This is a genomic window from Micromonospora sp. NPDC049799 (genome assembly GCF_040656655.1).
GTDB lineage: Bacteria > Actinomycetota > Actinomycetes > Mycobacteriales > Micromonosporaceae > Micromonospora.
This window is the reverse complement of record NZ_JBFAMU010000028.1, coordinates 1-23,919: the sequence shown is the minus strand read 5'-3', so window position 1 is coordinate 23,919 and position 23,919 is coordinate 1. Positions and strand designations below refer to the sequence as shown.

The window sequence follows — 23,919 nt, the reverse complement described above, 5'->3', positions numbered from 1 at the left end:
GTGGGCGACGGCCGTCAGCTCGTCCCGGCTCGCGGGCGGACGGCCGGCGATCGCGTCGACCCCGAGCGCGTACCAGCCGGAGGCGTGCAGGGTGAAGCGTCGGCGGGGGACCGGCAGGCCCACCGGCAGCCGGTCGAGGATCGCGGCCTCCCGGGCGTACCACTCGACCAGGTGCGGATGCTCGGCGGCGGCCGCGGCCTTGACGAAGGACGCGCTGCCGTCGGCGGTGTGGAGCAGCCCGGCGAAGCCGCGGGTGAAGCCGCCGGCGGCGGGGCGGACCGCGACCACCGGGCCCCCGAGCCGCTCGGCGACCGCCCCGCGCAGGGCCGCCGGCAGCGCGGACCACGCCGGTCGTCCGGCGGCTGCGGCATACGGGGGCACCCCTCGATGTTCCACGGTCACGTGTCGTACCGCACGGCGATACTGCGCCGGTGATCGGTACCGAGGAATTCTGGGCGTTGATCGAGGCGTCCGCCGCCGCCACAGCCGCCCCCGACGAGCGGCTGGCGTGGCTCACCGACCGGCTCGCCGAGCGGCCGGCCGACGACGCGGTCGACTTCGCGTGGCGGCTGGACGAGGCGCGCACCCGGGCGGACACCTGGCGGCTGTGGGGAGCGGCCTCGCTGATCTGCGCCGGGCTCTGCTCCGACGACGGCTTCCACTACTTCCAGGCGTGGCTGGTGGGCCTGGGCCGGGCGACGTTCGAGCGGGTGGTCGACGATCCGGACGCGCTGGCCGACGTGCCGGAGGTGCGGCGGCTGGCCGGCCGGTCCGTCGACGCGTGGGACGACGACGAGTGGCCGGACTGGGAGGCCCTCGACTACGTGGCCGAACGGGCCTACGAGCGGATCACCGGCACGGTCGACGGGGTGGACGACGCGGCGGCGGCGCGGGGACGGGAGCTGGGCGTCTCGCCCGACCCGACCGACGCGGAGTGGGACCTCGACGACCCGGCGGAGCTGCGCCGCCGCTACCCGCGCCTCGCCACGATGTTCCCGCTGCCGGCGGAGGAGGACGAGATCGGCGTCGGCGTCTGGGAGACTGCCAGGCCATGAGGACCGACGACTTCTGGCAGTTGATCGACCGCGCCCGCTCCGGTGGCGGGGGCGAGCCGGACGCGGTCGCCGCACGGACCGTCGCCCTGCTCGCCGAGCTTCCTCCGGAGGAGATCGTCGGGTACGCGGAGCACCAGCGCCGCGTGCTGGCCGCCTCCTACAAGGTGGACCTGTGGGGTGCCGCGTACCTGATCAACGGCGGTGCCTCCGACGACGGCTTCGAGTACTTCCGGGGCTGGCTGATGACGCAGGGCCGGGCGGTGTTCGCCCGCGCGGTCACCGACCCCGACTCGCTGGCCGAGCTACCGAGGGTCCGGGCCGCCTCGCTCAGCGGCGAGGAGTTCGAGTGCGAGGACATGCTCGTCGCGCCCTGGGAGGCGTACCGGAAGGCGACCGCGAGCGACCTGCCGGCGCCCGAGGCCGTGCCGGAGCCCGACCTCAACGACTTCTGGGACTTCGACGACGAGGAGGAGGCCCGCCGGCGGTTGCCGAAGCTGGCCGCCCTGTTCGTCGAGCCGCCCGTCGAGTGACACCCGCCCGTCGGGTGACGGCGCGGGGCCGGCGGCGGACGGCTCCCGGCGGGTGACGTCGGCCCGGGGATCGCCCGCGCAGCGGGTCCGCCGTGGCGACGTGGGAGCATAGAGGGGGCCGGCGTCGCGCCGGCCTGCTCACGTCAGCCGACCAGAACGGACCGCTGTGCCACCGACGCTCGATTCCGGCGCGAACGCTCCTGGTGCCACCGACCCGGGGCGCATCAGGAACTTCGGCATCATCGCCCACATCGACCACGGGAAGTCGACCCTGGCCGACCGGATGCTGCAGCTCACCGGCGTGGTCGACCCCCGGCAGATGCGTGCCCAGTACCTCGACCGGATGGACATCGAGCGCGAGCGCGGCATCACCATCAAGAGCCAGGCCGTCCGGATGCCCTGGACCATCCGGGAGGGTGAGCGGGCCGGTGAGCAGGCCGTGCTCAACATGATCGACACCCCGGGCCACGTCGACTTCACCTACGAGGTGTCCCGGTCGTTGGCCGCCTGCGAGGGCGCGATCCTGCTGGTCGACGCCGCGCAGGGCATCGAGGCCCAGACGTTGGCGAACCTCTACCTGGCGCTCGAGAACGACCTGCGCATCATCCCGGTGCTCAACAAGATCGACCTGCCGGCCGCCCAGCCGGAGAAGTACGCCGAGGAGCTCGCGCACCTGATCGGTGGCGACCCGGCGGACTGCATCCGGGTCTCCGGCAAGACCGGTGAGGGTGTGCCGTACCTGCTCGACGAGATCGTCCGGCAGTTCACGCCGCCGGTCGGTGACGCCGCCGCGCCCGCCCGCGCGATGATCTTCGACTCGGTGTACGACGTCTACCGGGGCGTGGTCACGTACGTCCGGGTGATCGACGGGCGGATCAGCGCCCGTGACCGGATCAAGATGATGTCCACCGGCGCGGTGCACGAGCTGCTGGAGATCGGCGTCATCTCGCCCGAGATGGTGAAGGCCGACGCGCTGGGTGTGGGCGAGGTCGGTTACCTGATCACCGGCGTGAAGGACGTGCGCCAGTCCCGTGTCGGTGACACGGTCACCATCAACGGCCGTCCGGCCAGCGAGGCGCTCGGCGGCTACAAGGACCCGAAGCCGATGGTCTACTCCGGCCTCTATCCGATCGACGGGTCCGACTACCCGAACCTGCGCGACGCGCTGGACAAGCTCAAGCTCAACGACGCCGCGCTCGACTACGAGCCAGAGACCTCCGGCGCGCTCGGCTTCGGCTTCCGGTGCGGCTTCCTCGGCCTGCTGCACCTGGAGATCATCCGGGAGCGGCTGGAGCGGGAGTACAACCTCGACCTGATCTCCACCGCCCCCAACGTGGTCTACCGGGCCATCACGGAGGACGGCGAGGAGATCGTGGTGACCAACCCCAGCGAGTACCCGACCGGCAAGATCGCCGAGGTGTACGAGCCGACGGTGCGGGCCACGGTGCTGACCCCGAACGACTACGTGGGCGCGGTGATGGAACTGTGCCAGGGGCGTCGCGGCAGCCTGCTCGGCATGGACTACCTGTCCGCCGACCGGGTGGAGCTGCGGTACTCGCTGCCGCTCGCGGAGATCATCTTCGACTTCTTCGACCAGCTCAAGAGCCGCACCAAGGGGTACGCCTCCCTCGACTACGAGCCCTCCGGCGAGCAGGCGTCCGACCTGGTGAAGGTGGACATCCTGCTGCACGGCGAGCCGGTGGACGCGTTCAGCGCGATCGTGCACAAGGACAAGGCGTACAACTACGGCACGACCATCGCGGCGAAGCTGCGCAGCCTGATCCCGCGCCAGCAGTTCGAGGTGCCCATCCAGGCCGCCATCGGCAGCCGGGTCATCGCCCGGGAGACCATCCGCGCGATCCGTAAGGACGTGCTCGCCAAGTGCTACGGCGGTGACATCAGCCGGAAGCGCAAGCTGCTGGAGAAGCAGAAGGAGGGCAAGAAGCGGATGAAGATGGTGGGCCGGGTGGAGGTTCCCCAGGAAGCCTTCATCGCCGCCCTGTCCTCGGACTCCGGCGACGGCAAGCCCGCCGGCAAGAAGTAACCCTCGCGTCCGGCGGACGACGGCGTACGACGCCCCGGTGTGGCCGGGACCCACGGGTCCGGGCCGACCGGGGCGTCGCCGCGTTCCCGGGGTGCGGCATTGACGGCCGACAGCACCGATGCGGATCGGGGCGGTTTGGATTTTCGGCGGTTCGGGAACTTGATGGTCACGACAGGAACACCACATACCGTGGAAACATTTCGTGAAGGAGGGCGACCGTGGAGCTCACCGTTTGGGGCATCATCACCGCGCTGATCGTCGGTCTCATCGTCGGCGCGCTGGGCCGTCTGATCGTGCCGGGCCGGCAGAACATGCCGATGTGGCTGCACATGCTGATCGGTGTCGGCGCCGCGCTGCTGGGCACCGTCCTGGCGCGGGCCATGGGCATCGCCACCTCGACCTCGGGCATCGACTGGGGCGAGCTGGCCGTCCAGGTCGTCCTGGCCGCGATCGCCGTGGCCCTGGTTGCCGGCGTGGGCCGGCGACGCAGCCTCACCCACCGGTAACGGCTGACTGCTGAATCTCCGCGACGGGCGCCCGACCACCAGGTCGGGCGCCCGTCCGCGCGTGTCCGTCCGCCCGGACCCGGACGCGTGAACGACGGCGTTCCGTCACCTCTCGGTCATTCTTCGGCCGGGCGTCCCGGAAAGTCGGTTTGGGCTTCCGGCCATTCGGGAACTCAGGGGCCAGCACCGCACTGACAACGACAAAAGCTCATCATTTCTCATGAAGGAGAACGACCGTGGAGCTGACCGTCTGGGGCATCATCACCGCGCTGATCGTCGGTCTGATCATCGGCGCGCTGGGCCGCCTGGTCGTGCCGGGCCGGCAGAACATGCCGATCTGGCTGCACATGCTGATCGGTGTCGGCGCCGCCCTCCTGGGCACCATCATCGCCCGGGCATCGGGCTTCGCCGACACCGCTGGTCTCGACTGGCGCGAGCTGCTGCTGCAGATCGTGCTGGCCGCCGTGGCGGTGGCCCTGGTCGCCGGTGTCGGCCGTCGCCGGGGTGTCACCCACCGGTAAAACTCGCACAGCCTGAACAACGGGCACCCGACCCTCCGGTCGGGTGCCCGTTCGTGTTGGTGCGCCCCCTTTCGCCCCGATCCCTGTTCCGGTCCGGCCGCTCAGCTGCGGTACGGTCGCCTCGCTTCCCCCGGCCGCCCCACTGTCGTAAAGGAATTTTTCCTACTAAGGTGCGGCGGAGAAGGTTAGTGCCAAGCGGCGCGAGGGAGATGTGGCGTGAACAGGTGGAAGCGGCTGGCCCCGGTCACCGCCGTCGTGGCATCGGCCGCGATGGTGCTGGCCGGCTGCGGTGGCTCCAGTGACGACGAGGCCGCCGACAACAGCAAGCTGACGGTCTGGATGATGGGCGAGGGAAGCGAGGCGCAGACCTCCTTCCTCGACGGTGTCGAGAGCGAGTTCCGGCAGAAGCATCCGGACACGGATGTGGTGGTCCAGTACATTCCCTGGCTCGAAGCGCCCAAGAAGTTCCAGGCGGCGCTTGCCGGCGGCGAGGGACCGGACGTCACCGAGCTGGGCAACACCGAGACCCAGGGCTGGGCGGCGCAGGAGGCGCTGGCCGACCTGACCAGCCGGATGGACGGCTGGGCCGAGGGCAAGGACATCCTGCCGGACCTGGTCAAGAACGCCCAGCTGGACGGCAAGCAGTACGGCGTGCCGTGGTACGCCGGCGTCCGCGCCATCTACTACCGGACCGACTGGTTCGCCGAGGCGGGCGTGAAGCCGCCGACGAGCTGGGAAGAGCTGGTCACCGTGGCGAAGGCCGTGCAGGCGAAGAAGCCCGGGACCTACGGTCTCGCCCTGCCGGGCAACTCCGAGCTGCCCTTCTACTCCTTCCTCTGGGGTGCCGGCGCGGAGATCGCCACCAAGGACGGCGACACCTGGAAGTCCGGCTACAACACGCCGGAGGCCCAGAAGGCGGTCAAGTTCTGGACCGACCTGGTGACCGTGCACAAGGTCGCCCCGCCGGCCGCCGCCGGCTGGAACGAGATCGACGCGCGCACCCAGTTCGCCACCGGCAAGGCCGCGATGGCGTTCGCCGGTAGCTGGCAGCAGGGCGCGATCAAGAAGGACAACCCCGAGATCGAGAAGGTCTGGGGCACGTTCCCGATCCCCGGCCCGGACGGCCAGCCGGCTCCCGGCTTCGCCGGCGGTTCCGACCTCGCGGTCTGGGAGGACAGCGAGCGCAAGGACCTCGCCTGGGACTACCTGACCGTGCTGGCGAACAAGAAGAACGACCAGGCCTTCGCCGACAGCCTCGGCTTCTTCCCGGTCTACAAGGACCTGGTGGGCGGCGACAAGTACGCCAACGACAAGGTCATGGCGGCCTTCGCCACCACGCTGCAGAACACCAAGCTCACGCCGCTCACCCCGAAGTGGGTCGAGGTCAGCCGGAACAAGACGGTGACCCAGGCGATGAACAGCTCGGTCATGAAGGGTCAGAAGACGGTCGAGAAGGCCACCGCCGACGCGGCCGCGGAGATGGAAAGCATCCTCAACGCCAAGTGACCACGCTGACCGGGGCGCCGGAGACGACCGCCGCGCGGGAGACCCCCGCGCGGCGGCGTCGCCGGGTGGACCGCCTCCCCTACCTGCTGCTCCTGCCCTGCCTGGTGATCATCGCCGTCCTGCTGCTCTGGCCCCTCGGCCAGGTGGTGGCGATGTCCTTCTTCAAGCTCGACAGCGTCCGCCAGATGCGCGGGGACCGCGAGTGGCCGTGGGTGGGGCTGGGGAACTACGCCGACGTCCTCGGAGACCCGTTCTTCTGGACGGTGCTGCGCAACACGGTGTTCTTCGCCGCGGCCAACGTGCTGCTGACCATGATCCTGGGCACCCTGGTCGGTCTGCTGCTCAACCGTCTGGGCCGGCGGATGGCCGCGTTCGTGGCCAGCTGCGTGATGCTCGCCTGGGCCACCCCGGCGCTGACCGGCACGATCGTCTGGAAGTGGATCTTCGACGACACCAGCGGCCTGGTCACCTGGTTCTTCAACGCGCTGCCCGACGGGCTCTCGCAGGGCCTCTTCGGCCACAGCGACTGGACCGGCTACGGCTGGTTCAACTCGCCGCTGCTGTTCTTCGCCATCCTCACCCTGGTGGTGGTCTGGCACTCGTTCCCGTTCATCGCGGTCAGCGTGCTGGCCGGCCTGAAGAGCGTGCCGAGCGAGCTGCACGAGGCGGCCCGGGTCGACGGGGCCGGCCCGTGGAAGGCCTTCTGGAAGATCACCGTCCCGCTGCTGCGGCCGGTCTTCGGCATCCTGATCGTGCTCTCCACGATCTGGGACTTCAAGGTCTTCACCCAGTACTACGTCCTGGCTGGCGGCACCCAGGACCGGCCCACCTTCATGCTCTCCGTCTACTCGTACGCGGAGGCGTTCTCGCCCCCACCCAAGTACGGCCTGGGCGCGGCGATCGCGGTGATCCTGACCCTGATCCTGCTGGTGGTCACCGGCCTGTACGTCCGCATGGTGCTCAAGCAGGAGGAGGACGCGTGACGCGGGCAGGAGGCGGACGCGGGACGCGACGCGCGGGGCGGATCGCCCTCAACGGCGCCGGGCTGCTGGTGGCGCTCTTCGCGGCCTTCCCGGTCTACTGGATGATCGCCACCTCGCTGAAGCCGAGTGCGGAGATCTTCGCCAGCACGCCGAAGCCGGTGCCGGCCGAGCCGACCCTGGAGCACTACCGGGAGATCCTCACCGGCAACCTCATCCCGGGCGTGACCTTCGCCGACTTCTTCCTCAACAGCGTGCTCGTCGCCGTCGCCACGGTGCTGTTGAGCGGACTGGTCGCGCTGCTGGCGGCGACGGCGGTGGCCCGGTTCCGGTTCCGGCTGCGCACCAGTTTTCTGATCATGCTGCTGGTGGTCCAGATGATCCCGCTGGAGGCGCTGGTCATCCCGCTGTTCCTGATGATCCAGCGGCTCGGGCTCTACAACACCCTGCCCAGCCTGATCCTCACGTACCTCGGCTTCTCCCTGCCGTTCGCGGTGTGGATGCTGCGCGGCTTCGTCGCGGCGGTGCCGAAGGAACTGGAGGAGGCGGCGGCGATCGACGGGGCGACCCGCGCGCAGACCTTCCGGCGGATCCTCTTCCCGCTGGTCGCGCCCGGCCTGGTGGCCACCAGCATCTTCTCGTTCATCACCGCCTGGAACGAGCTGATCTTCGCGTTGACCTTCATCAACGACCAGGACCGCTACACCCTGCCGGTGGCGATGACGTTCTTCTTCGGACGGGACGACACCGCGTGGGGCCCGGTGATGGCCGCCTCGACGATCTTCACGCTCCCGGTGATCGTCTTCTTCCTGCTGGTGCAGCGGCGGATGGTCTCCGGTCTGGTCGCCGGCGCGGTGAAGGGCTGAGGGTTCCGCGATCGATGCCCGACGTCGAGGCACTACGCTCACCGCCATGACGGGCAGGGTGGCATCGGTCAATCTCGGCATCGTGACCGAGGCGGAGTGGGCCGGCGACGCGAGTGGTCGCACCGGCATCGACAAGCGGCCGGTGGACGGTGCGGTGATGGTCGGCGTCGGCGGGCTGGCCGGTGACTTCATCGGCGAACCCGCGCACCACGGCGGCCCGGACCAGGCGGTCTACGCGTACGCCGAGGAGGACGCGGCGTGGTGGGCGGCGGAGATCGGCCGGAGCATCCGCCCGGGTGGGTTCGGCGAGAACCTGACCACGTGGGCGGTCGACGTGACGGGCGCGGTGATCGGTGAGCAGTGGACCGTCGGGTCGACCGTCCTCCAGGTGACGATGCCGCGGACGCCGTGCACCACGTTCGCCGGCTTCTGGGGCATGCCGGACCTGATCAAGCGGTTCACCGCGCGGGCGACGCCCGGGGCCTACCTGCGGGTGCTCGTGGAGGGCGAGGTCGGTGCGGGCGACCCGGTCGAGGTGGTGGACCGGCCGGCGCACGGGGTGACGATCGGCGAGGTGTTCCGGGCGCTCAACCTGGAGCCGGAGCTGCTGCCCCGACTGCTGGAGGCCGAGGACCTGCCGGAGCGGATCCGGGAGAAGGCCCGCCGGAGGGTGCGGGCGTAGCTCCCGCCTGAGGTGTTGAGAAGGGCCCCCTCTACGACGCGAGGCGTTGAGAGGGGGCCCTTCCTTACCCGGTCAGCGGAGCCAGGGGACGTTGCGGTCGAGGAGGTCGCGCTGCTTGAGCTCCTTGCGCAGCGGGATCTCGTCGTCGATGTAGCCGTCCCAGTTGATGCCCCAGTAGTTCGCGGTGTGCGTGCCCTCACCGCAGAGCTGGCGCTGGACCGGCGTGCGGTTGGCCCACCACTCGCCGTCCTTGTCGATGTGCAGCTCGTCCAGCGGGCGGATCCACCGGTAGGTGTAGCCGATAAACAGCATCTTGCGGGTGATCGTCGACAGGTTCGTCGACCGGGAGTGCCACTGGCGGCGGTCGAAGATGAACGCGTCGCCCGGGTTGGCGGTGATCTCCACCGTGCCCTCCGGGTCCGGGTTGTGGACCGAGGTGTCCCTTGGGCGGGGCAGCGAGTTCTTCAGGTGGCTGCCCGGGATCACCTTGGTCGCGCCGCGACCGTTCTCCGACAGGTCCGACAGGACGTACGCGACCTTCAGCGAGAACATCGGCCGGGGCAGGTTCGGGTCCATCGTCTCCGGGTCGGAGTTCTGCCGGTACCCGTCCTGGTGCCAGCCCCAGTACGGCTTCTCCGGCTCCAGCGCCGGCGGGGTGACGTCCAGGTGGTTGTGGTGGGTGTAGATGTTCCAGCCCGCGAGGCCCCACATGTACGGGAACGCGATCGGGTGGGTGAGCAGTTCACCGAAGAGCTCGTCCCGCTCCAGGAAGCCCAGCAGGTGCAGGGTGCCGTCCTTGGTGGTGTTGCCCTTGGCCTTCTCCTCGGCGTAGACGCGGTCCACCGCCGCCTCCAGCGCCGCCCGGTGGTCCTCGGTCAGGACGTTGCGCAGCAGGAGGAACCCCTGCTCGTGGAACTCCTTGCGGTCAATGTCGCTGATCGGCTCGTAACCGGTCCGGTCGCCGTAGTCGAACGCCACGTCGTACCCCTCCCCATGAGGCGTTGAAAAGCATTCCTGGCACAGACCGCCGATCGTAACGTGCCGATTCGCCCGCCGGGGAGCGCCCGCCGTGATAACGACCGGTGACCGGACGCCCGGGAGTGGTACGGCGACTCTCGGTCAGAGTTCTGGCGCGGTATAGCCGATCTGTGGCTGGTTGACCGATTGTGCGGTCACTGCTGGTAGGGAGATCGGGGTCGTTCAGGCGTCGGCGACGACTTCCGCCACCACCTGCGCGGCGGGGGCGGCCGCACCGTCCACCCGGTCCCAGGTGCCCCCGTCGGCGGTCCACTCCAGGCCGCCGAAGCGGACCTTCCGGACGCCGTTGTCCTGGGCGTGCGACACCAGCCAGTGCGCGTACCGCCAACCGCCGCGCTCGTCCGCGGCCGCGATCGTCAGGCTGGTCAGATCGGCCGCGGCGGCGGTCGCCGCGAGACCCCAGTCCAGGGTGAGCCCCCGGGTCAGGGCGGCGGTGGCGACCTGGCCGCGGCGCAGCGGATTGCCGCCGATCGTGCAGGCGACCGCGCCGGTGGCCTCGCCGAGCAGTGCCCGGCTCAGCACCTCCGACTCGTCCGCCCACTTCTGGTACGCCTCGGGGAAGGCGGAGCGCTGCACCTTCTGGGCCGCGTCGGTGACCCGCATCCCCTCCCAGCCGCGCACCTTCTTCAGCGCCGCGTAGAACCGGTTCGCCGCGTACCGGGGGTCGCGGATCTCGGTCGGCGTGCCCCACCCCTGGCTCGGGCGTTGCTGGAAGAGGCCCAGCGAGTCGCGGTCGCCCCCGGCGAGGTTGCGCAGGCCGGACTCCTGGTAGGCGGTGGCGAGCGCCACCACCACCGCCCGCTCGGGCATGCCGCGCTGGATGCCGATGGCCGCGATCGTCGCGGCGTTGGCCATCTGGTCGGCGTCGAGCGCCACCTCGCCGTCGGCCCGCACCGTGCACGTCCGGCTGGTCAGCGGGAGACGGAGCTGCTCACCGAACTGCCGGACGACGATCCAGATGCCGACCATGGCCACCAGGAGAAGGACGACGCCACCCGCCACGGCTGCCCGAGTTCGCACCTGCACCCCCACTTCGACAGTCCGACAAGCGTACGTCCCCGTTCGGCTGATCCGGGTCGTCCGACCGGTTCCCTCCGTTACCCCCCGGGTGTGGCGGCGGCGCAGTGCCGCCCCGATCAGTCGGCACGCTCTCCCGGGTCACCGTCCAGAGCGGCCACCCATCGAGCGGGTCGTTTCGCCCGGAAGGCGAGCACGCCCTCCATTCCCTCCTCGGACAGGAAGAATCCGGTGGAGATGGCCGACAGGTCGGCGATCTCGGCTCGCAGGTCGGTCGCGGGCCGCCGGCGCAGGAGCTCCTTCGCCCCGGCGAGCGCACCCGGCGCGCCCCGGACCAGCGAGTCGCAGAACCGCGCCACCGCCGCGTCCAGCTCGGCCGCCGGCACGGCGGCGGTGACCAGCCCGACCTCGGCGGCCCGCCGGCCGTCGAAGGTGTCCCCGGTGAGGTACAGCTCGGCGGCGGCACGCGGGTGCAGCCGGGGCAGCACGGTCGCCGAGATCACCGCCGGGATCACGCCGATCCGTACCTCGGTGAAGGCGAACGTCGCCTCCTGGGAGCACACCGCCAGGTCGGCCGCCGCGATCAGGCCGAGGCCGCCGGCGCGCGCCGGCCCGGCGACCCGGGCCACCACCGGCTTCGGGCACTCCCAGACCGCCGCGAGCACGTCACCCAGCATCCCGGCCGGCACCGACCCGCTGGCGTACGCGGCGGCGGTCTCCTTCAGGTCCGCCCCGGAGCAGAAGACCGGGCCGGTGTGGTCCAGCACGATCACCCGTACGGAGTCGTCGGCGACCGCCGCGGCGATGCCGTCCAGCAGCGACGTCATGAGCGGGGTCGAGAGCGCGTTGCGGTTGTGCGGGCTGTCCAGGGTGAGGGTGGTCACCCCGCGGGCCGTGGAGACCCGCACGAGCGCGTCGGGAGAGGTCATGTGAGGGCACACTAGTGGCCATGCCCGGCGTCCTTCCAGATGGCGAACCCGTCCCCGTCGACGGGTCGCTCCCCGCGACTGCCACCCGCGCGGTCGGCGCGCGGGGCTTCGGGGTGTACGTGCACGTGCCGTTCTGCGCCAGCCGCTGCGGCTACTGCGACTTCAACACGTACACCGCCGCCGAGCTGGGCGGCGGGGCGAGCCGGGACGGCTACGCCGACACCGTGCTCGCCGAGCTGGCGCTGGCCCGCCGGGCGCTGGGCGAGGGGCCGCCCCCACGGGTGGACACCGTCTTCGTCGGCGGTGGCACGCCGACCCTGCTGCCCGCCGACGACCTCGCCCGGATCCTCGACGCCGTCGACCGCACCTGGGGGCTCGCCGCCGACGCCGAGGTCACCACCGAGGCGAATCCCGAGTCGGTCACGCCGGAGTCGCTGAAGACGCTGCGGGCCGCCGGCTACACCCGGATCTCGCTGGGCATGCAGTCCGCCGCGCCCGGTGTGCTCGCGATCCTGGACCGGAAGCACAGCGCCGGCCGGGCCGTGGCAGCCGCCGCGGAGGCGCGCGACGCCGGCTTCGACCACGTCAACCTCGACCTGATCTACGGGACGCCGGGGGAGGATGCGGAGGACTTCGCCGCCTCCCTCGACCAGGTGGTGGCCGCCGGCGTCGACCACGTCAGCGCGTACGCCCTGATCGTCGAGGACGGCACCCGGCTCGCCGCCCGGATGCGCCGCGGCGAGCTGCCGTACCCGGACGACGACGTCGCCGCGGACCGGTACCTGGCCGCGGAGGCCGCCCTCGGCGCGGCCGGCTTCTCCTGGTACGAGGTCTCCAACTGGGCGCGCTCCGACGCGGCCCGGTGCCGGCACAACCTGCTCTACTGGTCCGGGGCGGACTGGTGGGGCCTCGGCCCCGGGGCGCACAGCCACGTCGGCGGCGTGCGCTGGTGGAACGTCAAACACCCCACGACGTACGCGCAACGCCTGGCCGCCGGGGAGTCGCCCGGTCTGGCGCGGGAGGTGCTCGGGCCGGACGAGGCGCACATGGAGGACGTGATGCTGCGCCTGCGGCTCGCCTCCGGGCTGCCGCTGGACGCCCTCGACGAGGCCGGCCGGGTCGGCGCGGGGAAGGCCCTCGCCGACGGGCTGCTCGACCCCGACCGGTACGCGGCCGGCCGGGCCGTGCTCACCCTGCGCGGGCGACTGCTGGCCGACGCGGTCGTCCGGGACCTGCTGCCCTGAGGCCCGGTCTCCCACCTCGCCCCTGTTCCGTGCGGGAGACCGGACCTCGGTGCCGGCCGGGGGAGCGGCCGGCACCGAGTCAGCGCTTCACGAAGGAGTAGGTCATCGGGTAGCGGTACATCACACCCTCGTTGGCCTTGACGCCGCCGATGATCCCGAAGATCACCGGGACGATCCAGACGAGCATCGGGACGAAGAAGAGCAGGCCGCAGGTGATCAGGGTGAGCACCCAGCTCAGCACACCGACGACCGCCCAGGTGAGCTGGAAGTTCAACGCGGCGACCGCGTGTGCCCGCACCGTCGGAGACTGCTGACCGCGGGTCATCATCGCGATGAGCGGCGCGACCCAGCCGAACAGGCCGCCGCCGATGATCACGCCGAGCGGGCCGCCGAAGTGCGCCACCAGCGCCCAGGTCTTGTCCTCGGCGTTGGGGTAGCCGCCCGCCGGCGGGCCGTACGCGCCGCCGGCCGGGTAGCCGCCGCCGTGGGGCGGATAACCACCGGGCGGGGGATGACCGCCGGGGGGCGGGTAGCCACCGGGCGGCGGATAGCCACCGGCGGGGGGATAGCCGCCGGGCGGTGGGTAGCCGCCCGACGTCGGGGCGTCACCGGGGGGTGGCGGATAGCCACCGGGCGGGGGATAGCCGCCCGCGCCCGGTGCCCCGGACAGTGGTGCGGTGGGTTCGTCCGGGGCGGGCGGGCCGGGGAAGCCCGACGGAACGGTCGGGTCCGGGTCTCCCGCGCCGGGAGGGCGAGGTGGTTCAGTCATGGACGTCACGGTAGGGGCAGTCGGCAAGGGCGCACCAGAGCGACACCGCCCGGGATGTCCGGATGGACGGCCCTGGCGCCGCAGGCGGGCGGGTGCGCGCAGCACCCTCCGTCATTGATCATCGCGATGCCGGCCCTGCCGACGTAGACTGGCACTCGCTACAGTCGAGTGCCAGGCCGCTGCCCGGGCCCGTTCCGCGCGCCCGGCCCGACGTGCGACAGGAGGTGGGGAGGATGGGTCTCGACGACCGCAAACTCGCCGTGCTGCGCGCGATCGTCGAGGACTACGTCGCCACGCAGGAGCCCGTCGGCAGCAAGGCGCTGGTCGAGCGGCACCAGCTCGGCGTCTCGCCGGCGACGGTACGCAACGACATGGCGGTGCTGGAGGAGGAGGGCTACATCCGGCAGCCGCACACCAGCGCGGGCCGGGTGCCCACCGACCGTGGCTACCGCCTCTTCGTGGACCGACTGTCCCGGGTCAAGCCGCTGAGCCCGGCCGAGCGCCGGGCGATCGAGCGGTTCCTGGTCGGCGCCGTCGACCTGGACGACGTGGTGCACCGCACGGTGCGGCTGCTGGCGCAGCTGACCCGACAGGTCGCCGTCGTGCAGTACCCGTCGCTCGCCCGTTCCTCGGTGCGGCACCTGGAGCTGGTGCCGATCTCCACCACGCGCCTGATGCTCGTCATGATCGCCGACACCGGTCGGGTGGAGCAGCGGCTGGTCGAGCTGCCCGCGCCGGTCCCGGCCGACGACGTCACCGACCTGCGCCGACTGGTCAACGAGAAGCTGGTCGGCAGCCGGCTGTCGGAGACCCCACCCCTGGTCCAGGCCCTGGTCGACGAGTCGGCACCGCACCTGCGCGGGGCCATGACCACGCTGTCCACCGTGCTGCTCGAGACGCTGGTCGAGCGGCACGAGGAGCGGATCGCCCTGGCCGGCACGGCCAACCTGACCCGTGGTGGCCTGCTCGACTTCCAGGGTTCCCTGCGTCCCATCCTGGAGGCGCTGGAGGAGGAGGTCGTGCTCCTCAAGCTGATCGGCGAGACCCAGCCCAGCACCACCCGGGTGCTGATCGGCGACGAGAACGAGGTCGACAACCTCCGCGCCGCCTCGGTGGTCAGCACCGGGTACGGCCCCGGCGCGACCATCGTCGGTGGGCTCGGCGTGTTGGGGCCCACCCGGATGGACTACCCCGGCACGATCGCCACGGTACGTGCCGTGGCACGCTACGTGGGCGATCTGCTGGCCCAGAACTGACCAGTCAGGGTCGTCGGTGTCACTGGAGGCCGACGACCGGCGCAACGCGAGACGAACATGAGGACACGGAACGCAGTGGCCAGGGACTACTACGGCATCCTCGGTGTGAGCCGGGAAGCCTCCGACGACGAGATCAAGCGCGCCTACCGCAAGCTGGCGCGGCAGTTCCACCCGGACGTGAATCCGGACCCGGAGGCCCAGGAGAAGTTCAAGGACATCAACGCCGCGTACGAGGTCCTCTCGGACGACCGGAAACGGCAGATCGTCGACCTGGGCGGTGACCCGCTCGCCCCCGGTGGCGGGGGCGCCGGCGGTCCGGGTGGCCCCGGCGGGGCGGGGCCGTTCGTCGGCTTCCAGGACATCATGGACGCGTTCTTCGGCGGCGCCGCCGGTGGCGCGCGGGGGCCGCGTCCGCGTACCCGACCGGGTGCCGACGCGATCCTGCGCCTCGAACTTGATCTCCAGGAGACCGCGTTCGGCGTCGAGGCGCCGATCACCGTCGACACCGCCGTGCTCTGCACCACCTGCTCCGGTGCCGGCACCGCCGCCGGCACGCACCTGGCCACCTGTGAGGCGTGCGGCGGCCGCGGCGAGGTGCAGTCGGTGCAGCGCACCTTCCTCGGCCAGGTGGTCTCCGCCCGGCCGTGCACCGTCTGCCAGGGCTACGGCACCACCATCCCGCACCCCTGCCCGACCTGTGCCGGCGACGGCCGGGTGCGCACCCGCCGCTCGCTGACCGTCAAGATCCCCGCCGGGGTCGAGGACGGCATGCGGATCCGGCTGGCCCAGCAGGGCGAGGTCGGCCCGGGTGGCGGCACCGCCGGCGACCTGTACGTGGAGATCCACGAACGACCCCACGACGTCTTCTCCCGCAAGGGCGACGACCTGCACTGCCGGGTCACCGTGCCGATGACCGCCGCGGCCCTGGGGACCAGGCTGACCATCAAGACGCTGGACAGCGAGGAGCCGCTCGACGTCAAGGCCGGCACCCAACCGGGCAGCACGCTGCGACTGCGTGCCCGGGGCGTACCCCACCTGCGCGGCACCGGCCGGGGTGACCTCTACGTCCACCTCGACGTGCGGACCCCGACCAAGCTCGACGCCGACCAGGAGCGGATGCTGCGCGACTTCGCCAAGACCCGGGGCGAGGAGGTCGCCGAGCTGACCAAGCAGGGCGGCTTCTTCTCCCGGATGCGCGACGCCTTCAACGGCCACGCCTGACCATGTCCGCGCCGCTGTTCCTCGTCGAGGCGCTGCCCGCCGCCGACCAACTGGTCCTGGACGGCCCCGAGGGGCACCACGCCGCCACCGTGCAGCGGCTGCGCGTCGGCGAGGAGCTGCTCCTGGCCGACGGGCGGGGCGGCACGGCCGCCGCCGTGGTCACCGCCGTCGGCCGGGGCACCCTGGACCTCGACGTGGTCTCCCGGGGGTACGTGGACGCGCCCGTCCCGCGCCTCGTGGTGGTGCAGGGCATCGCCAAGGGCGACCGCGGCGAACTGGCCGTGCAGGCGATGACCGAGGTGGGGGTGGACGAGATCGCGCCCTGGGCCGCTGCCCGCTCGGTGACCCAGTGGCGGGGCGACCGGGGCGTACGGGCGCGGGAGAAGTGGGCGTCGACCGCCCGCGAGGCCGCGAAGCAGGCCCGCCGGGCGTGGCTGCCGGTGGTGGCCGGCGCTCCCGACGAGTCGACGACGCAGGTGACCCGCCGGATCGCCGGTGCCGCCGCCGCGTACGTGCTGCACGAGGAGGCCGACGAGCGGCTGGCCACCGTGCCGTTGCCCGACGCCGGCGAGATCGTGCTGGTGGTCGGCCCGGAGGGCGGCATCGACCGCGCCGAGCTGGACGCCTTCGCCGAGGCCGGCGCCCGGCCGGTGCGACTGGGGCCGTCGGTGCTGCGTACCTCCACCGCCGGGGTCGCGGCTTTGTCGGTGCTCTCCGCCCGCCTCGACCGCTGGTGACGGTGTAAGGAAGGGCCCCCTGTAACGCCTGGGGTAGAGAAAGGGCCCTTCTTGACGCGCCTCACGGGCGGGGGAAGACCTGCACCGGCTGGTCGTCGGGGCGCAGGTCGAGCCCGGCGGGGCCGACGATGAGCGGGTCCGGCACGCCCACCACCTCGCGGTCCTTCTCGGCGTAGTCGAAGCGGTTCAGCACGTGCCGCATCGCCTCCAGCCGGGCGCGCTTCTTGTCGTTGCTCTTCACCACGGTCCACGGCGCGTCCGCCGTGTCGGTCCAGAAGAACATCGCCTCCTTGGCCTCGGTGTACTCGTCCCACTTGTCCAGCGACGCGATGTCCATCGGGGAGAGCTTCCACTGGCGTACCGGGTCGACCTGCCGCACCGCGAAGCGGGTGCGCTGCTCGTTCTGCGACACCGAGAACCAGAACTTGACCAACCGTATGCCGGAGCGCACCAGCATCCGCTCCAGCTCCGGGACCTGCCGCAGGAACTCCAGGTACTCCTTGCGGGTGCAGAAGCCCATCACCCGCTCCACCCCGGCCCGGTTGTACCAGGACCGGTCGAAGAGCACGATCTCGCCGGCCGCCGGCAGGTGCGCCAGCCAGCGCTGGAAGTACCACTGGGTGGCCTCCCGCTCGTTCGGCTTGACCAGGGCCACCACCTTGGCGTCGCGCGGGTTCAGGTGTTCCATGAACCGCTTGATGGTGCCGCCCTTGCCCGCGGCGTCGCGCCCCTCGAAGAGGATCACCAGCCGCTCACCGGACTCGCGAACCCACTCCTGGAGCTTGAGCAGCTCGATCTGGAGCAGCCGCTTCTGCTGGTCGTACTCGTCGCGGTCCATGCGCTTGTCGTACGGGTAGTCCTCGCGCCAGGTGTCCACCGGGCTGCCGTCCGGGTTGAGCAGGACGGGGTCGTCGTCGTGGCCGTCGAGCACGCGGTAGTCGGCGGCGAGGTCCAGCACGGTGTCGGCCATGCCGGAGACCCTTACCCCGTCCCGGTGCCGATCCGACGCCGGGACGGCTGTCAGTTTGCTGTCAGCTGCGCAGGTAGGAGGCACCGTTGAGGTCGACGATCGTGCCCGACGCCCACTGCGCCTCCGGCGCGGCCAGCCAGTGCACGGCGGCGGCGATCTCCTCCGGCCGCGCCACCCGGTTGAAGGGGCTCTGCGCCCGGATGGCGTCGCCGCGCTCCCCGCTCAGGTGCTCGGTGGTCATGTCCGTCTCCACGAAGCCCGGCGCGACCGTGGCCACGGCGATGCCGTACGGCGCGAGCGCCACCGCGAGGGACTGACCGAGGGCGTTCAGCCCAGCCTTGCTGGCGCCGTAGGCGGGCTGGTCCGGTTCACCCCGGAACGCGCCCCGGGACGAGACGTTGACGATCCGTCCGCCCCGCTCCCGCATGTGCTGGGCGGCGCACCAGGTCACGTTGGCCGCGCCGGTCAGGTTGGTCTCCATGACCTGCCGCCACCGCGCCTGCCAGTCCTCGTAGGAGGCACCGAAGACCGGGTGCGGCCGGTCCCGGTCGCCGTACACACCGGCGTTGTTGACCAGCACGTCCAGCCCGCCGAGCCGGTGCGCGGCCTCGTCCACCATCACCCGTACGGCGTCCGGGTCGGTCAGGTCGGCGCGCACCACCACGTGTCCGTCGCCCGGCAGGTCGGCGCGGAGCGCCTCGGCCAGGTCGGCGGAGTCGCGGTGGTGGATCGCCACCCGGTCACCGCCGGCCGCGAACGCCGTCGCCACCGCGCGCCCGATGCCGCGCGAGGCCCCCGTCACCAGTACCGCCCGAGAAGTCACGCCGGCCATCCTGCCGCAGCGGACCCCGGGTGTTAACAAGGGGCCCTTCCTCTACCGCAGGCGTTAAGAAGGGGCCCTTCCTTACACTGCCCGGGTGACTGAATGTCTGTTCTGCCGCATCGTCGCCGGGGAGATCCCGGCCACCGTCGTCCGGGAGACCCCCACCACCCTGGCGTTCCGGGACGTCGACCCGAAAGCCCCGGTGCACGTGCTGGTGGTCCCGAAGGAGCACTACGCCGACGTGGCGACCCTCGGCCAGGGTGACCCGGCGCTCGCCGGGGAGGTGCTGGCCACGGCCGCCGCCGTGGCCGAGGACGAGGGGCTGCTCGGCGACGGCTTCCGGCTGATGTTCAACACCGGCCGGTACGGCGGCCAGGAGGTCTTCCACGTGCACGCGCACCTGCTCGGCGGCGCCCCGCTCGGCCCGATGCTGGCTCGGGACCTGGCATGACGCCCGTGGGGGACCGCCTCGCCCGGATGGTGCGTGAGGTCCAGGCGCAGGCCCGCGTGCCGGCGGTCGCCGCGGCGCTGCACCGCGCCGACCGGCCGCTCTGGACCTGCGAGGTGGGGGAGACCGGCAACGACACGACGCTCGGCCCGGAGACGGCGTTCCGGATCGGCTCGGTCACGAAGACCTTCACCGCCGTGCTGACCGTCCAGTGTCGCGACGACGGCCTGCTCGACCTGGACGACCCGCTGGAGCGGCACCTGGACCTGCCGGCACACGGCGAGCTGACCGTGCGTCGGCTGCTGTCGCACACCGCCGGCCTGCAACGGGAGCCGTACGGCGACGTGTGGGACACGCTGCGCGCACCGGACGCCGAGGAGTTCCTTGCCGACCTGGCCCGGGCCGAGCGGGTGCTGCCCACCGGGCGCCGCTACCACTACTCCAACCTCGGGATGGCGCTGCTGGGCCGGCTGGTGGGGCACCTGCGCGGCGGGACCTGGGCGGAGGTGCTCGCCGAGCGGGTGCTCACCCCGCTCGGGCTCACCGGCACCACGGTCGCCCCGGGACCGACGGCGGCCACCGGGTTCCTCGTCGACGCGTACTCCGACGAGGCCCACCCGGAGCAGCCCACCGACTTCGGAGCGATCGGTCCGGCGGCCCAGCTGTGGAGCACGGCGACGGACATGGCCCGCTGGGCCGCGTTCCTCGCCGACCCGGCGGCGCTCGACCCGGACGGGAGGGTCCTCGCCCCGACCACGCTCGACGAGATGCGCTGGCCGCTGACGGTCACCGACGAGACGGTCTGGTCCGGTGGTTTCGGGCTCGGCCTGATCCTGGTTCCGCAGGGCGACCGGGTCGTGCACGTCGGGCACGACGGGGCGATGCCGGGCTTCCTGGCCGCCGTCTACGGGCGGCGCGGTGGAGAGGGCACCGCCGGGGCGATGGGCGCCGCGGTGCTCGGCTCGTCCGGCACCGCGGCCCAGCTCTTCGAGCTGCCGCACCGGCTGCTCGCGGCGGCGGCCGAGCACGACCCGGCGGACACGGTGCCGTGGCGGCCCGGCCCGCCGGCCCCACCGGAGGTACGCGGCCTGCTGGGACGCTGGTGGGGCGAGGGGTTCGAGTACGTCTTCTCCTGGCACGACGGGGCGCTGCGGGCCCGGGGCTCGGACGACCCGGCGGGCCGGCCGCCGGCGGTCTTCGCCCCGCTGCCGGACCGGCCGGACGTGTACCGGACGGTCTCCGGGCGGGAGGTGGGTGAGCTGCTCCGGCTGACCCGGGACGCCTCCGGCGCGGTGGTCCGGATGCACTGGGCGACCTACCGTTTCACCCGGCACCAGGAGGCCTTCGACCGGTACGACTTCCGGGCCTGAACGGGCGGATCTGACTGCGGCGGGAGGTGACCCGGGCGGGCGGAAATGGGCGGGGTGCCACCGCCGTTGACCCGATACGATGGATGGAACGTCCGCACGCCGCGCCGCCAGGCCCGGCGCCGAGATCGAGAGCAGGTGCGCAGGGCCCCTCGGCCCGACCCATGACCGGCACCCCACCTCCCGGCCCGCCCCAGGCGCAGACCAGGATCACCGTTCCCGACCCCAAGATCATGGTCAACCTGCTCGGCGCGGGTGACGAGATCCTGCGCCTGGTCGAGCGCTCGGTCGCCAGCGACGTGCACGTCCGGGGCAACGAGATCACGATCACCGGCGCCCCCGCGGACAACGCCGTCGCCGAGCGGCTCTTCAGCGAGCTGATCGAGCTCATCGAGAAGGGCGAGACCCTGACCACCGACGCCGTCCGGCGTACCGCCAGCATGCTCGAGCAGGGCGGCGCCGAGCGGCCCGCCGAGGTCCTGACGCTCAACATCCTCTCCCGGCGCGGGCGCACCATCCGTCCCAAGACGCTCGGGCAGAAGCGCTACGTCGATGCCATCGACGGGCACACCATCGTGTTCGGCATCGGCCCGGCCGGCACCGGCAAGACCTACCTCGCCATGGCGAAGGCGGTGCAGGCGCTCCAGGCCAAGCAGGTCAACCGGATCATCCTCACCCGGCCGGCGGTCGAGGCGGGGGAGCGGCTGGGCTTCCTGCCCGGCACGCTCAACGAGAAGATCGACCCCTACCTGCGCCCGCTGTACGACGCGCTGCACGACATGCTCGACCCGGACTCGATCCCGAAGCTCATGGCGGCGGGCACGATCGAGGTCGCGCCGCTGGCGTACATGCGGGGCAGGACCCTTAACGACGCGTTCATCATCCTGGACGAGGCGCAGAACACCACGCCCGAGCAGATGAAGATGTTCCTCACCCGGCTCGGCTTCAACTCGAAGATCGTCGTGACCGGTGACGTCACGCAGGTGGACCTTCCCGGCGGGACGACCAGCGGCCTGCGGGTCGTCCGGGAGATCCTGGAGAACGTCGAGGACGTGCACTTCGCCCAGCTCTCCAGCTCGGACGTGGTCCGGCACAAGCTGGTGGGGGAGATCGTCGACGCGTACGCCCGCTGGGACGAGCGGGAGAACCAGCAGGCGCAGGGCGTGCACGCCGTGCCGGGGCGGACCGCCCAGGGCGGCCGGGCCGGCCGGCGCCGCTAGACCACCGAGGGAAGACTGTTGTCCATCGAAATCGCCAACGAGTCGGGTGTCGACGTCGACACCGACGCCGTGCTCGCCGTGGCTCGGCACGCCCTCGACGAGATGGGGGTCAATCCCCTCGCCGAGCTGTCCGTGCTGCTGGTCGACATCGACTACATGAGCGAGCTGAACCACCGCTGGATGGGCGGCGACGGTCCGACCGACGTGCTCGCCTTCCCCATGGACGAGGGCAGCGTCGACCACGGCCCGGGCGAGAGCACCGCCGCCGGCGGCGAGCCGGCGCTGCTCGGCGACATCGTGCTCTGCCCCGAGGTGGCGGCCAAGCAGGCGGCCGCCGCCGGGCACACCTCCGCCGACGAGCTGCACCTGCTCACCGTGCACGGTGTGCTGCACCTGCTCGGCTACGACCACGCCGAGCCGGAGGAGGAGCGGGAGATGTTCGCGCTCCAGGCCCGACTGCTGGCCAGCTGGCGGTCGACCCGGTCGCGGTGATGTCCCCCCACACAGTGGCGGCCGGCGCGGCCGGCCTGCCCGACCTGCAACTGATCGTCTTCGCCGCCGGTCTGGTGGTGCTCGCGGGGCTGATCGCCATGACCGAGGCCGCGCTCGCCGCGGTCTCCCCGGCCCGGGCCGCCGAGCTGGCCCGGGAGGGGGCGCGCGGCGCTCGCGCCCTCCAGGCCGTCGCCGGTGACGTGGTCCGCCACCTCAACCTGCTGCTGCTGCTGCGGCTGCTCGCCGAGTTGACCGCCACCACCCTGGTCGCCCTCGTCGCGGTGGACACCTTCGGCGCCGGCTGGCGGGCCGCCCTGGTCACCGCGGGGGCGATGACCGTGGTCAGCTTCGTCGTGGTGGGCGTGGGCCCGCGCACCGTGGGCCGGCAGCACGCGTACGCGGTGGGCCGGGCGGTCGCGCCGCTGGTGCGCTGGCTCGGGCGGGCGCTCAACCCGCTCGCCTCCCTGCTGATCCTGATCGGCAACGCGGTCACCCCGGGGCGCGGCTTCCGCGAGGGGCCGTTCGCCACCCAGGTGGAGCTGCGTGAGCTGGTCGACCTGGCGGAGCAGCGCGGCGTCGTCGAGCACGGCGAACGGCAGATGATCCACTCCGTGTTCGCGCTCGGGGACACCATCGCCCGCGAGGTGATGGTGCCGCGTACCGAGATGGTGTGGATAGAGGAGAGCAAGACCCTCTCCCAGGCCCTGGTGCTCTTCCTGCGCTCCGGCTTCTCCCGCATCCCGGTGATCGGCGAGAGCGTCGACGACGTGCTGGGCGTGCTCTACCTCAAGGACCTCATCCGCCGCACCCAGGGCGGCGCCGACGAGGACCGGGAGCTGCCGGTGGCCGAGCTGATGCGCCCGGCGACCTTCGTCCCGGAGTCCAAGCCGGTCGACGACCTGCTCTCGGAGATGCAGGCCGCCCGCAACCACCTGGTCATCGTCGTCGACGAGTACGGCGGCACCGGCGGTCTGGTCACCATCGAGGACATCCTGGAGGAGATCGTCGGCGAGATCACCGACGAGTACGATGTCGAGCGCCCGCCCGTGGAGCATCTCGACGACGGAGCGGTGCGGGTCACCGCCCGGCTCCCCGTCGAGGACCTGGGCGAGCTGTTCGACACCGAACTCCCCACCGACGAGGTGGAGACCGTCGGCGGCCTGCTCGCGCAGTCCCTGGGACGGGTTCCCATCCCGGGCGCGGAGGTCGAGGTGGCCGGCCTCCGGCTGGTCGCCGAGGGCACCACCGGCCGACGCAACCGGATCGACACCGTGCTCGTCCGCCGGGTGGAGTCGACCGACACGCAGGACAACCCGGGACGCGGCGAGCAAGCCGAGCCCCGGGGCGACAACGACCGATCCGAGGAGAGGCAACCCGCAGATGCCTGAGTCACCCGCCGCGCCGGCCGTCCGGCCCACCCCGTCCGAGCCCGTGGCGCTGAGCGCCGAGGACGGCAAGCTGGTCGTCCTCGCCCGGGGAGCACGCGGCCGGGTCGGTGCCGTGGAGGGCGCCGCCGTCCGCGACCAGGACGGCCGGACGTACGCGGCGGCCAGCGTCTCCCTGCCCTCGCTGACCATCACCGCGCTCCAGCTCGCCGTCGCCTCGGCGGCGGCGGCCGGCGCGACCCGGCTGGAGGCCGCGGTCGTGGTGACCGAGGCGTCGACGCTGGACGGCGTACGGGTCATCGACGACTTCTCC

Annotated in this window: 25 protein-coding genes and 1 pseudogene; 19 read left to right on the top strand and 7 right to left on the bottom strand. The window is 71.9% G+C overall.

Annotated features, from left to right (window positions below; translation table 11 throughout):
• Positions 1-381 (bottom strand): annotated as a pseudogene (locus tag AB0I76_RS04700) (hypothetical protein); the annotation flags it as partial.
• A gap of 50 nt (positions 382-431) precedes the next feature.
• Here AB0I76_RS04700 and AB0I76_RS04695 point away from each other — a divergent pair.
• From AB0I76_RS04695 to AB0I76_RS04655, 9 genes are all read left to right on the top strand, one after another.
• Entirely contained in the window at positions 432-1,055 is a 624-nt protein-coding gene (locus AB0I76_RS04695; RefSeq protein WP_357029927.1) for a DUF4240 domain-containing protein, read from the top strand.
• Positions 1,052-1,585 carry a DUF4240 domain-containing protein gene (locus AB0I76_RS04690; RefSeq protein ID WP_357029925.1) on the top strand — a complete coding sequence of 178 codons (534 nt, stop codon included), beginning with the start codon at positions 1,052-1,054 and terminating at the stop codon, positions 1,583-1,585. The genes AB0I76_RS04695 and AB0I76_RS04690 overlap by 4 nt, the downstream gene beginning before the upstream one ends.
• A 166-nt stretch (positions 1,586-1,751) precedes the next feature.
• Positions 1,752-3,629: a translation elongation factor 4 gene (gene lepA, locus AB0I76_RS04685; RefSeq protein ID WP_357029923.1), complete on the top strand. Its 1,878-nt coding sequence runs from the start codon at positions 1,752-1,754 to the stop codon at positions 3,627-3,629.
• 218 nt (positions 3,630-3,847) lie between these two features.
• Positions 3,848-4,135, top strand: a complete 288-nt coding sequence (locus AB0I76_RS04680) for a GlsB/YeaQ/YmgE family stress response membrane protein (protein WP_357029921.1) — start codon at positions 3,848-3,850, stop codon at positions 4,133-4,135.
• 236 nt (positions 4,136-4,371) lie between these two features.
• Positions 4,372-4,656: a GlsB/YeaQ/YmgE family stress response membrane protein gene (locus AB0I76_RS04675; RefSeq protein WP_357029919.1), complete on the top strand. Its 285-nt coding sequence runs from the start codon at positions 4,372-4,374 to the stop codon at positions 4,654-4,656.
• A 216-nt stretch (positions 4,657-4,872) separates the two neighbouring features.
• Positions 4,873-6,162: a sugar ABC transporter substrate-binding protein gene (locus AB0I76_RS04670; protein WP_357029917.1), complete on the top strand. Its 1,290-nt coding sequence runs from the start codon at positions 4,873-4,875 to the stop codon at positions 6,160-6,162.
• Positions 6,159-7,145 (top strand): sugar ABC transporter permease, encoded by a 987-nt coding sequence (locus tag AB0I76_RS04665; RefSeq protein WP_357029915.1) that lies wholly within the window; start codon positions 6,159-6,161, stop codon positions 7,143-7,145. Before AB0I76_RS04670 ends, AB0I76_RS04665 begins: the two co-directional genes overlap by 4 nt.
• On the top strand, positions 7,142-8,008 hold the full coding sequence (locus AB0I76_RS04660; RefSeq protein ID WP_357029912.1) for a carbohydrate ABC transporter permease: 867 nt from the start codon (positions 7,142-7,144) through the stop codon (positions 8,006-8,008). The genes AB0I76_RS04665 and AB0I76_RS04660 overlap by 4 nt, the downstream gene beginning before the upstream one ends.
• A gap of 46 nt (positions 8,009-8,054) precedes the next feature.
• A complete protein-coding gene (locus tag AB0I76_RS04655; RefSeq protein WP_357029910.1) occupies positions 8,055-8,690 on the top strand; it encodes an MOSC domain-containing protein in 636 nt (211 codons plus the stop codon).
• 72 nt (positions 8,691-8,762) lie between these two features.
• Here the strand turns inward: AB0I76_RS04655 and AB0I76_RS04650 are convergent, their stop codons facing one another.
• The 3 genes from AB0I76_RS04650 to AB0I76_RS04640 all read right to left on the bottom strand — a co-directional run bounded on the left by AB0I76_RS04650 (position 8,763) and on the right by AB0I76_RS04640 (position 11,674).
• The gene (locus AB0I76_RS04650; RefSeq protein WP_357029908.1) at positions 8,763-9,668 is read right to left on the bottom strand and encodes a phytanoyl-CoA dioxygenase family protein; all 906 of its coding nucleotides are present in this window, start codon (positions 9,666-9,668) and stop codon (positions 8,763-8,765) included.
• 222 nt (positions 9,669-9,890) lie between these two features.
• Positions 9,891-10,754: a hypothetical protein gene (locus AB0I76_RS04645; RefSeq protein ID WP_357029906.1), complete on the bottom strand. Its 864-nt coding sequence runs from the start codon at positions 10,752-10,754 to the stop codon at positions 9,891-9,893.
• A gap of 110 nt (positions 10,755-10,864) precedes the next feature.
• The gene (locus AB0I76_RS04640; protein ID WP_357029904.1) at positions 10,865-11,674 is read right to left on the bottom strand and encodes an enoyl-CoA hydratase-related protein; all 810 of its coding nucleotides are present in this window, start codon (positions 11,672-11,674) and stop codon (positions 10,865-10,867) included.
• 20 nt (positions 11,675-11,694) lie between these two features.
• Here AB0I76_RS04640 and hemW point away from each other — a divergent pair, with 20 nt between their 5' ends.
• The gene (gene hemW, locus AB0I76_RS04635) at positions 11,695-12,918 is read left to right on the top strand and encodes a radical SAM family heme chaperone HemW (RefSeq protein WP_357029902.1); all 1,224 of its coding nucleotides are present in this window, start codon (positions 11,695-11,697) and stop codon (positions 12,916-12,918) included.
• Between the two features lie 79 nt (positions 12,919-12,997).
• Here hemW and AB0I76_RS04630 read toward each other — a convergent pair whose 3' ends face one another.
• Positions 12,998-13,687 (bottom strand): DUF4870 domain-containing protein, encoded by a 690-nt coding sequence (locus tag AB0I76_RS04630; RefSeq protein WP_357029900.1) that lies wholly within the window; start codon positions 13,685-13,687, stop codon positions 12,998-13,000.
• Between the two features lie 233 nt (positions 13,688-13,920).
• Between AB0I76_RS04630 and hrcA the strand changes: the two genes are divergently transcribed.
• The 3 genes from hrcA (at position 13,921) to AB0I76_RS04615 (ending at position 16,901) form a co-directional block, all read left to right on the top strand.
• A complete protein-coding gene (gene hrcA / locus AB0I76_RS04625) occupies positions 13,921-14,943 on the top strand; it encodes a heat-inducible transcriptional repressor HrcA (protein WP_357029898.1) in 1,023 nt (340 codons plus the stop codon).
• 75 nt (positions 14,944-15,018) lie between these two features.
• Positions 15,019-16,164, top strand: a complete 1,146-nt coding sequence (gene dnaJ, locus AB0I76_RS04620; protein WP_357029931.1) for a molecular chaperone DnaJ — start codon at positions 15,019-15,021, stop codon at positions 16,162-16,164.
• 2 nt (positions 16,165-16,166) lie between these two features.
• Positions 16,167-16,901: a 16S rRNA (uracil(1498)-N(3))-methyltransferase gene (locus AB0I76_RS04615; protein WP_357029896.1), complete on the top strand. Its 735-nt coding sequence runs from the start codon at positions 16,167-16,169 to the stop codon at positions 16,899-16,901.
• Positions 16,902-16,962: 61 nt separating this feature from the next.
• On the opposite strand, the gene ppk2 is transcribed toward AB0I76_RS04615, so the two are convergent.
• Together ppk2 and AB0I76_RS04605 are read right to left on the bottom strand one after the other, a co-directional pair.
• The gene (gene ppk2 / locus AB0I76_RS04610) at positions 16,963-17,871 is read right to left on the bottom strand and encodes a polyphosphate kinase 2 (protein WP_357029894.1); all 909 of its coding nucleotides are present in this window, start codon (positions 17,869-17,871) and stop codon (positions 16,963-16,965) included.
• Between the two features lie 61 nt (positions 17,872-17,932).
• Positions 17,933-18,694, bottom strand: coding sequence for an SDR family oxidoreductase (locus AB0I76_RS04605; RefSeq protein ID WP_357029892.1), 762 nt, complete (start codon positions 18,692-18,694; stop codon positions 17,933-17,935).
• A 94-nt stretch (positions 18,695-18,788) separates the two neighbouring features.
• On the opposite strand from AB0I76_RS04605, the gene AB0I76_RS04600 reads away from it, so the two are divergent.
• From AB0I76_RS04600 to AB0I76_RS04575, 6 genes are all read left to right on the top strand, one after another.
• Entirely contained in the window at positions 18,789-19,145 is a 357-nt protein-coding gene (locus AB0I76_RS04600) for a histidine triad nucleotide-binding protein (RefSeq protein WP_357029890.1), read from the top strand.
• Positions 19,142-20,512, top strand: a complete 1,371-nt coding sequence (locus AB0I76_RS04595; RefSeq protein ID WP_357029888.1) for a serine hydrolase domain-containing protein — start codon at positions 19,142-19,144, stop codon at positions 20,510-20,512. Before AB0I76_RS04600 ends, AB0I76_RS04595 begins: the two co-directional genes overlap by 4 nt.
• A gap of 161 nt (positions 20,513-20,673) precedes the next feature.
• Complete coding sequence (locus AB0I76_RS04590; protein ID WP_357029886.1) at positions 20,674-21,729, top strand: PhoH family protein; 1,056 nt, start codon at positions 20,674-20,676, stop codon at positions 21,727-21,729.
• An 18-nt stretch (positions 21,730-21,747) separates the two neighbouring features.
• The gene (ybeY, locus tag AB0I76_RS04585) at positions 21,748-22,221 is read left to right on the top strand and encodes an rRNA maturation RNase YbeY (protein WP_357029884.1); all 474 of its coding nucleotides are present in this window, start codon (positions 21,748-21,750) and stop codon (positions 22,219-22,221) included.
• Positions 22,197-23,609: a hemolysin family protein gene (locus AB0I76_RS04580; protein WP_357029929.1), complete on the top strand. Its 1,413-nt coding sequence runs from the start codon at positions 22,197-22,199 to the stop codon at positions 23,607-23,609. The genes ybeY and AB0I76_RS04580 overlap by 25 nt, the downstream gene beginning before the upstream one ends.
• Positions 23,602-23,919 (top strand): cytidine deaminase (locus AB0I76_RS04575; protein ID WP_357029882.1); only part of this gene is annotated, 318 nt, incomplete at its 3' end. The genes AB0I76_RS04580 and AB0I76_RS04575, both read left to right, overlap by 8 nt.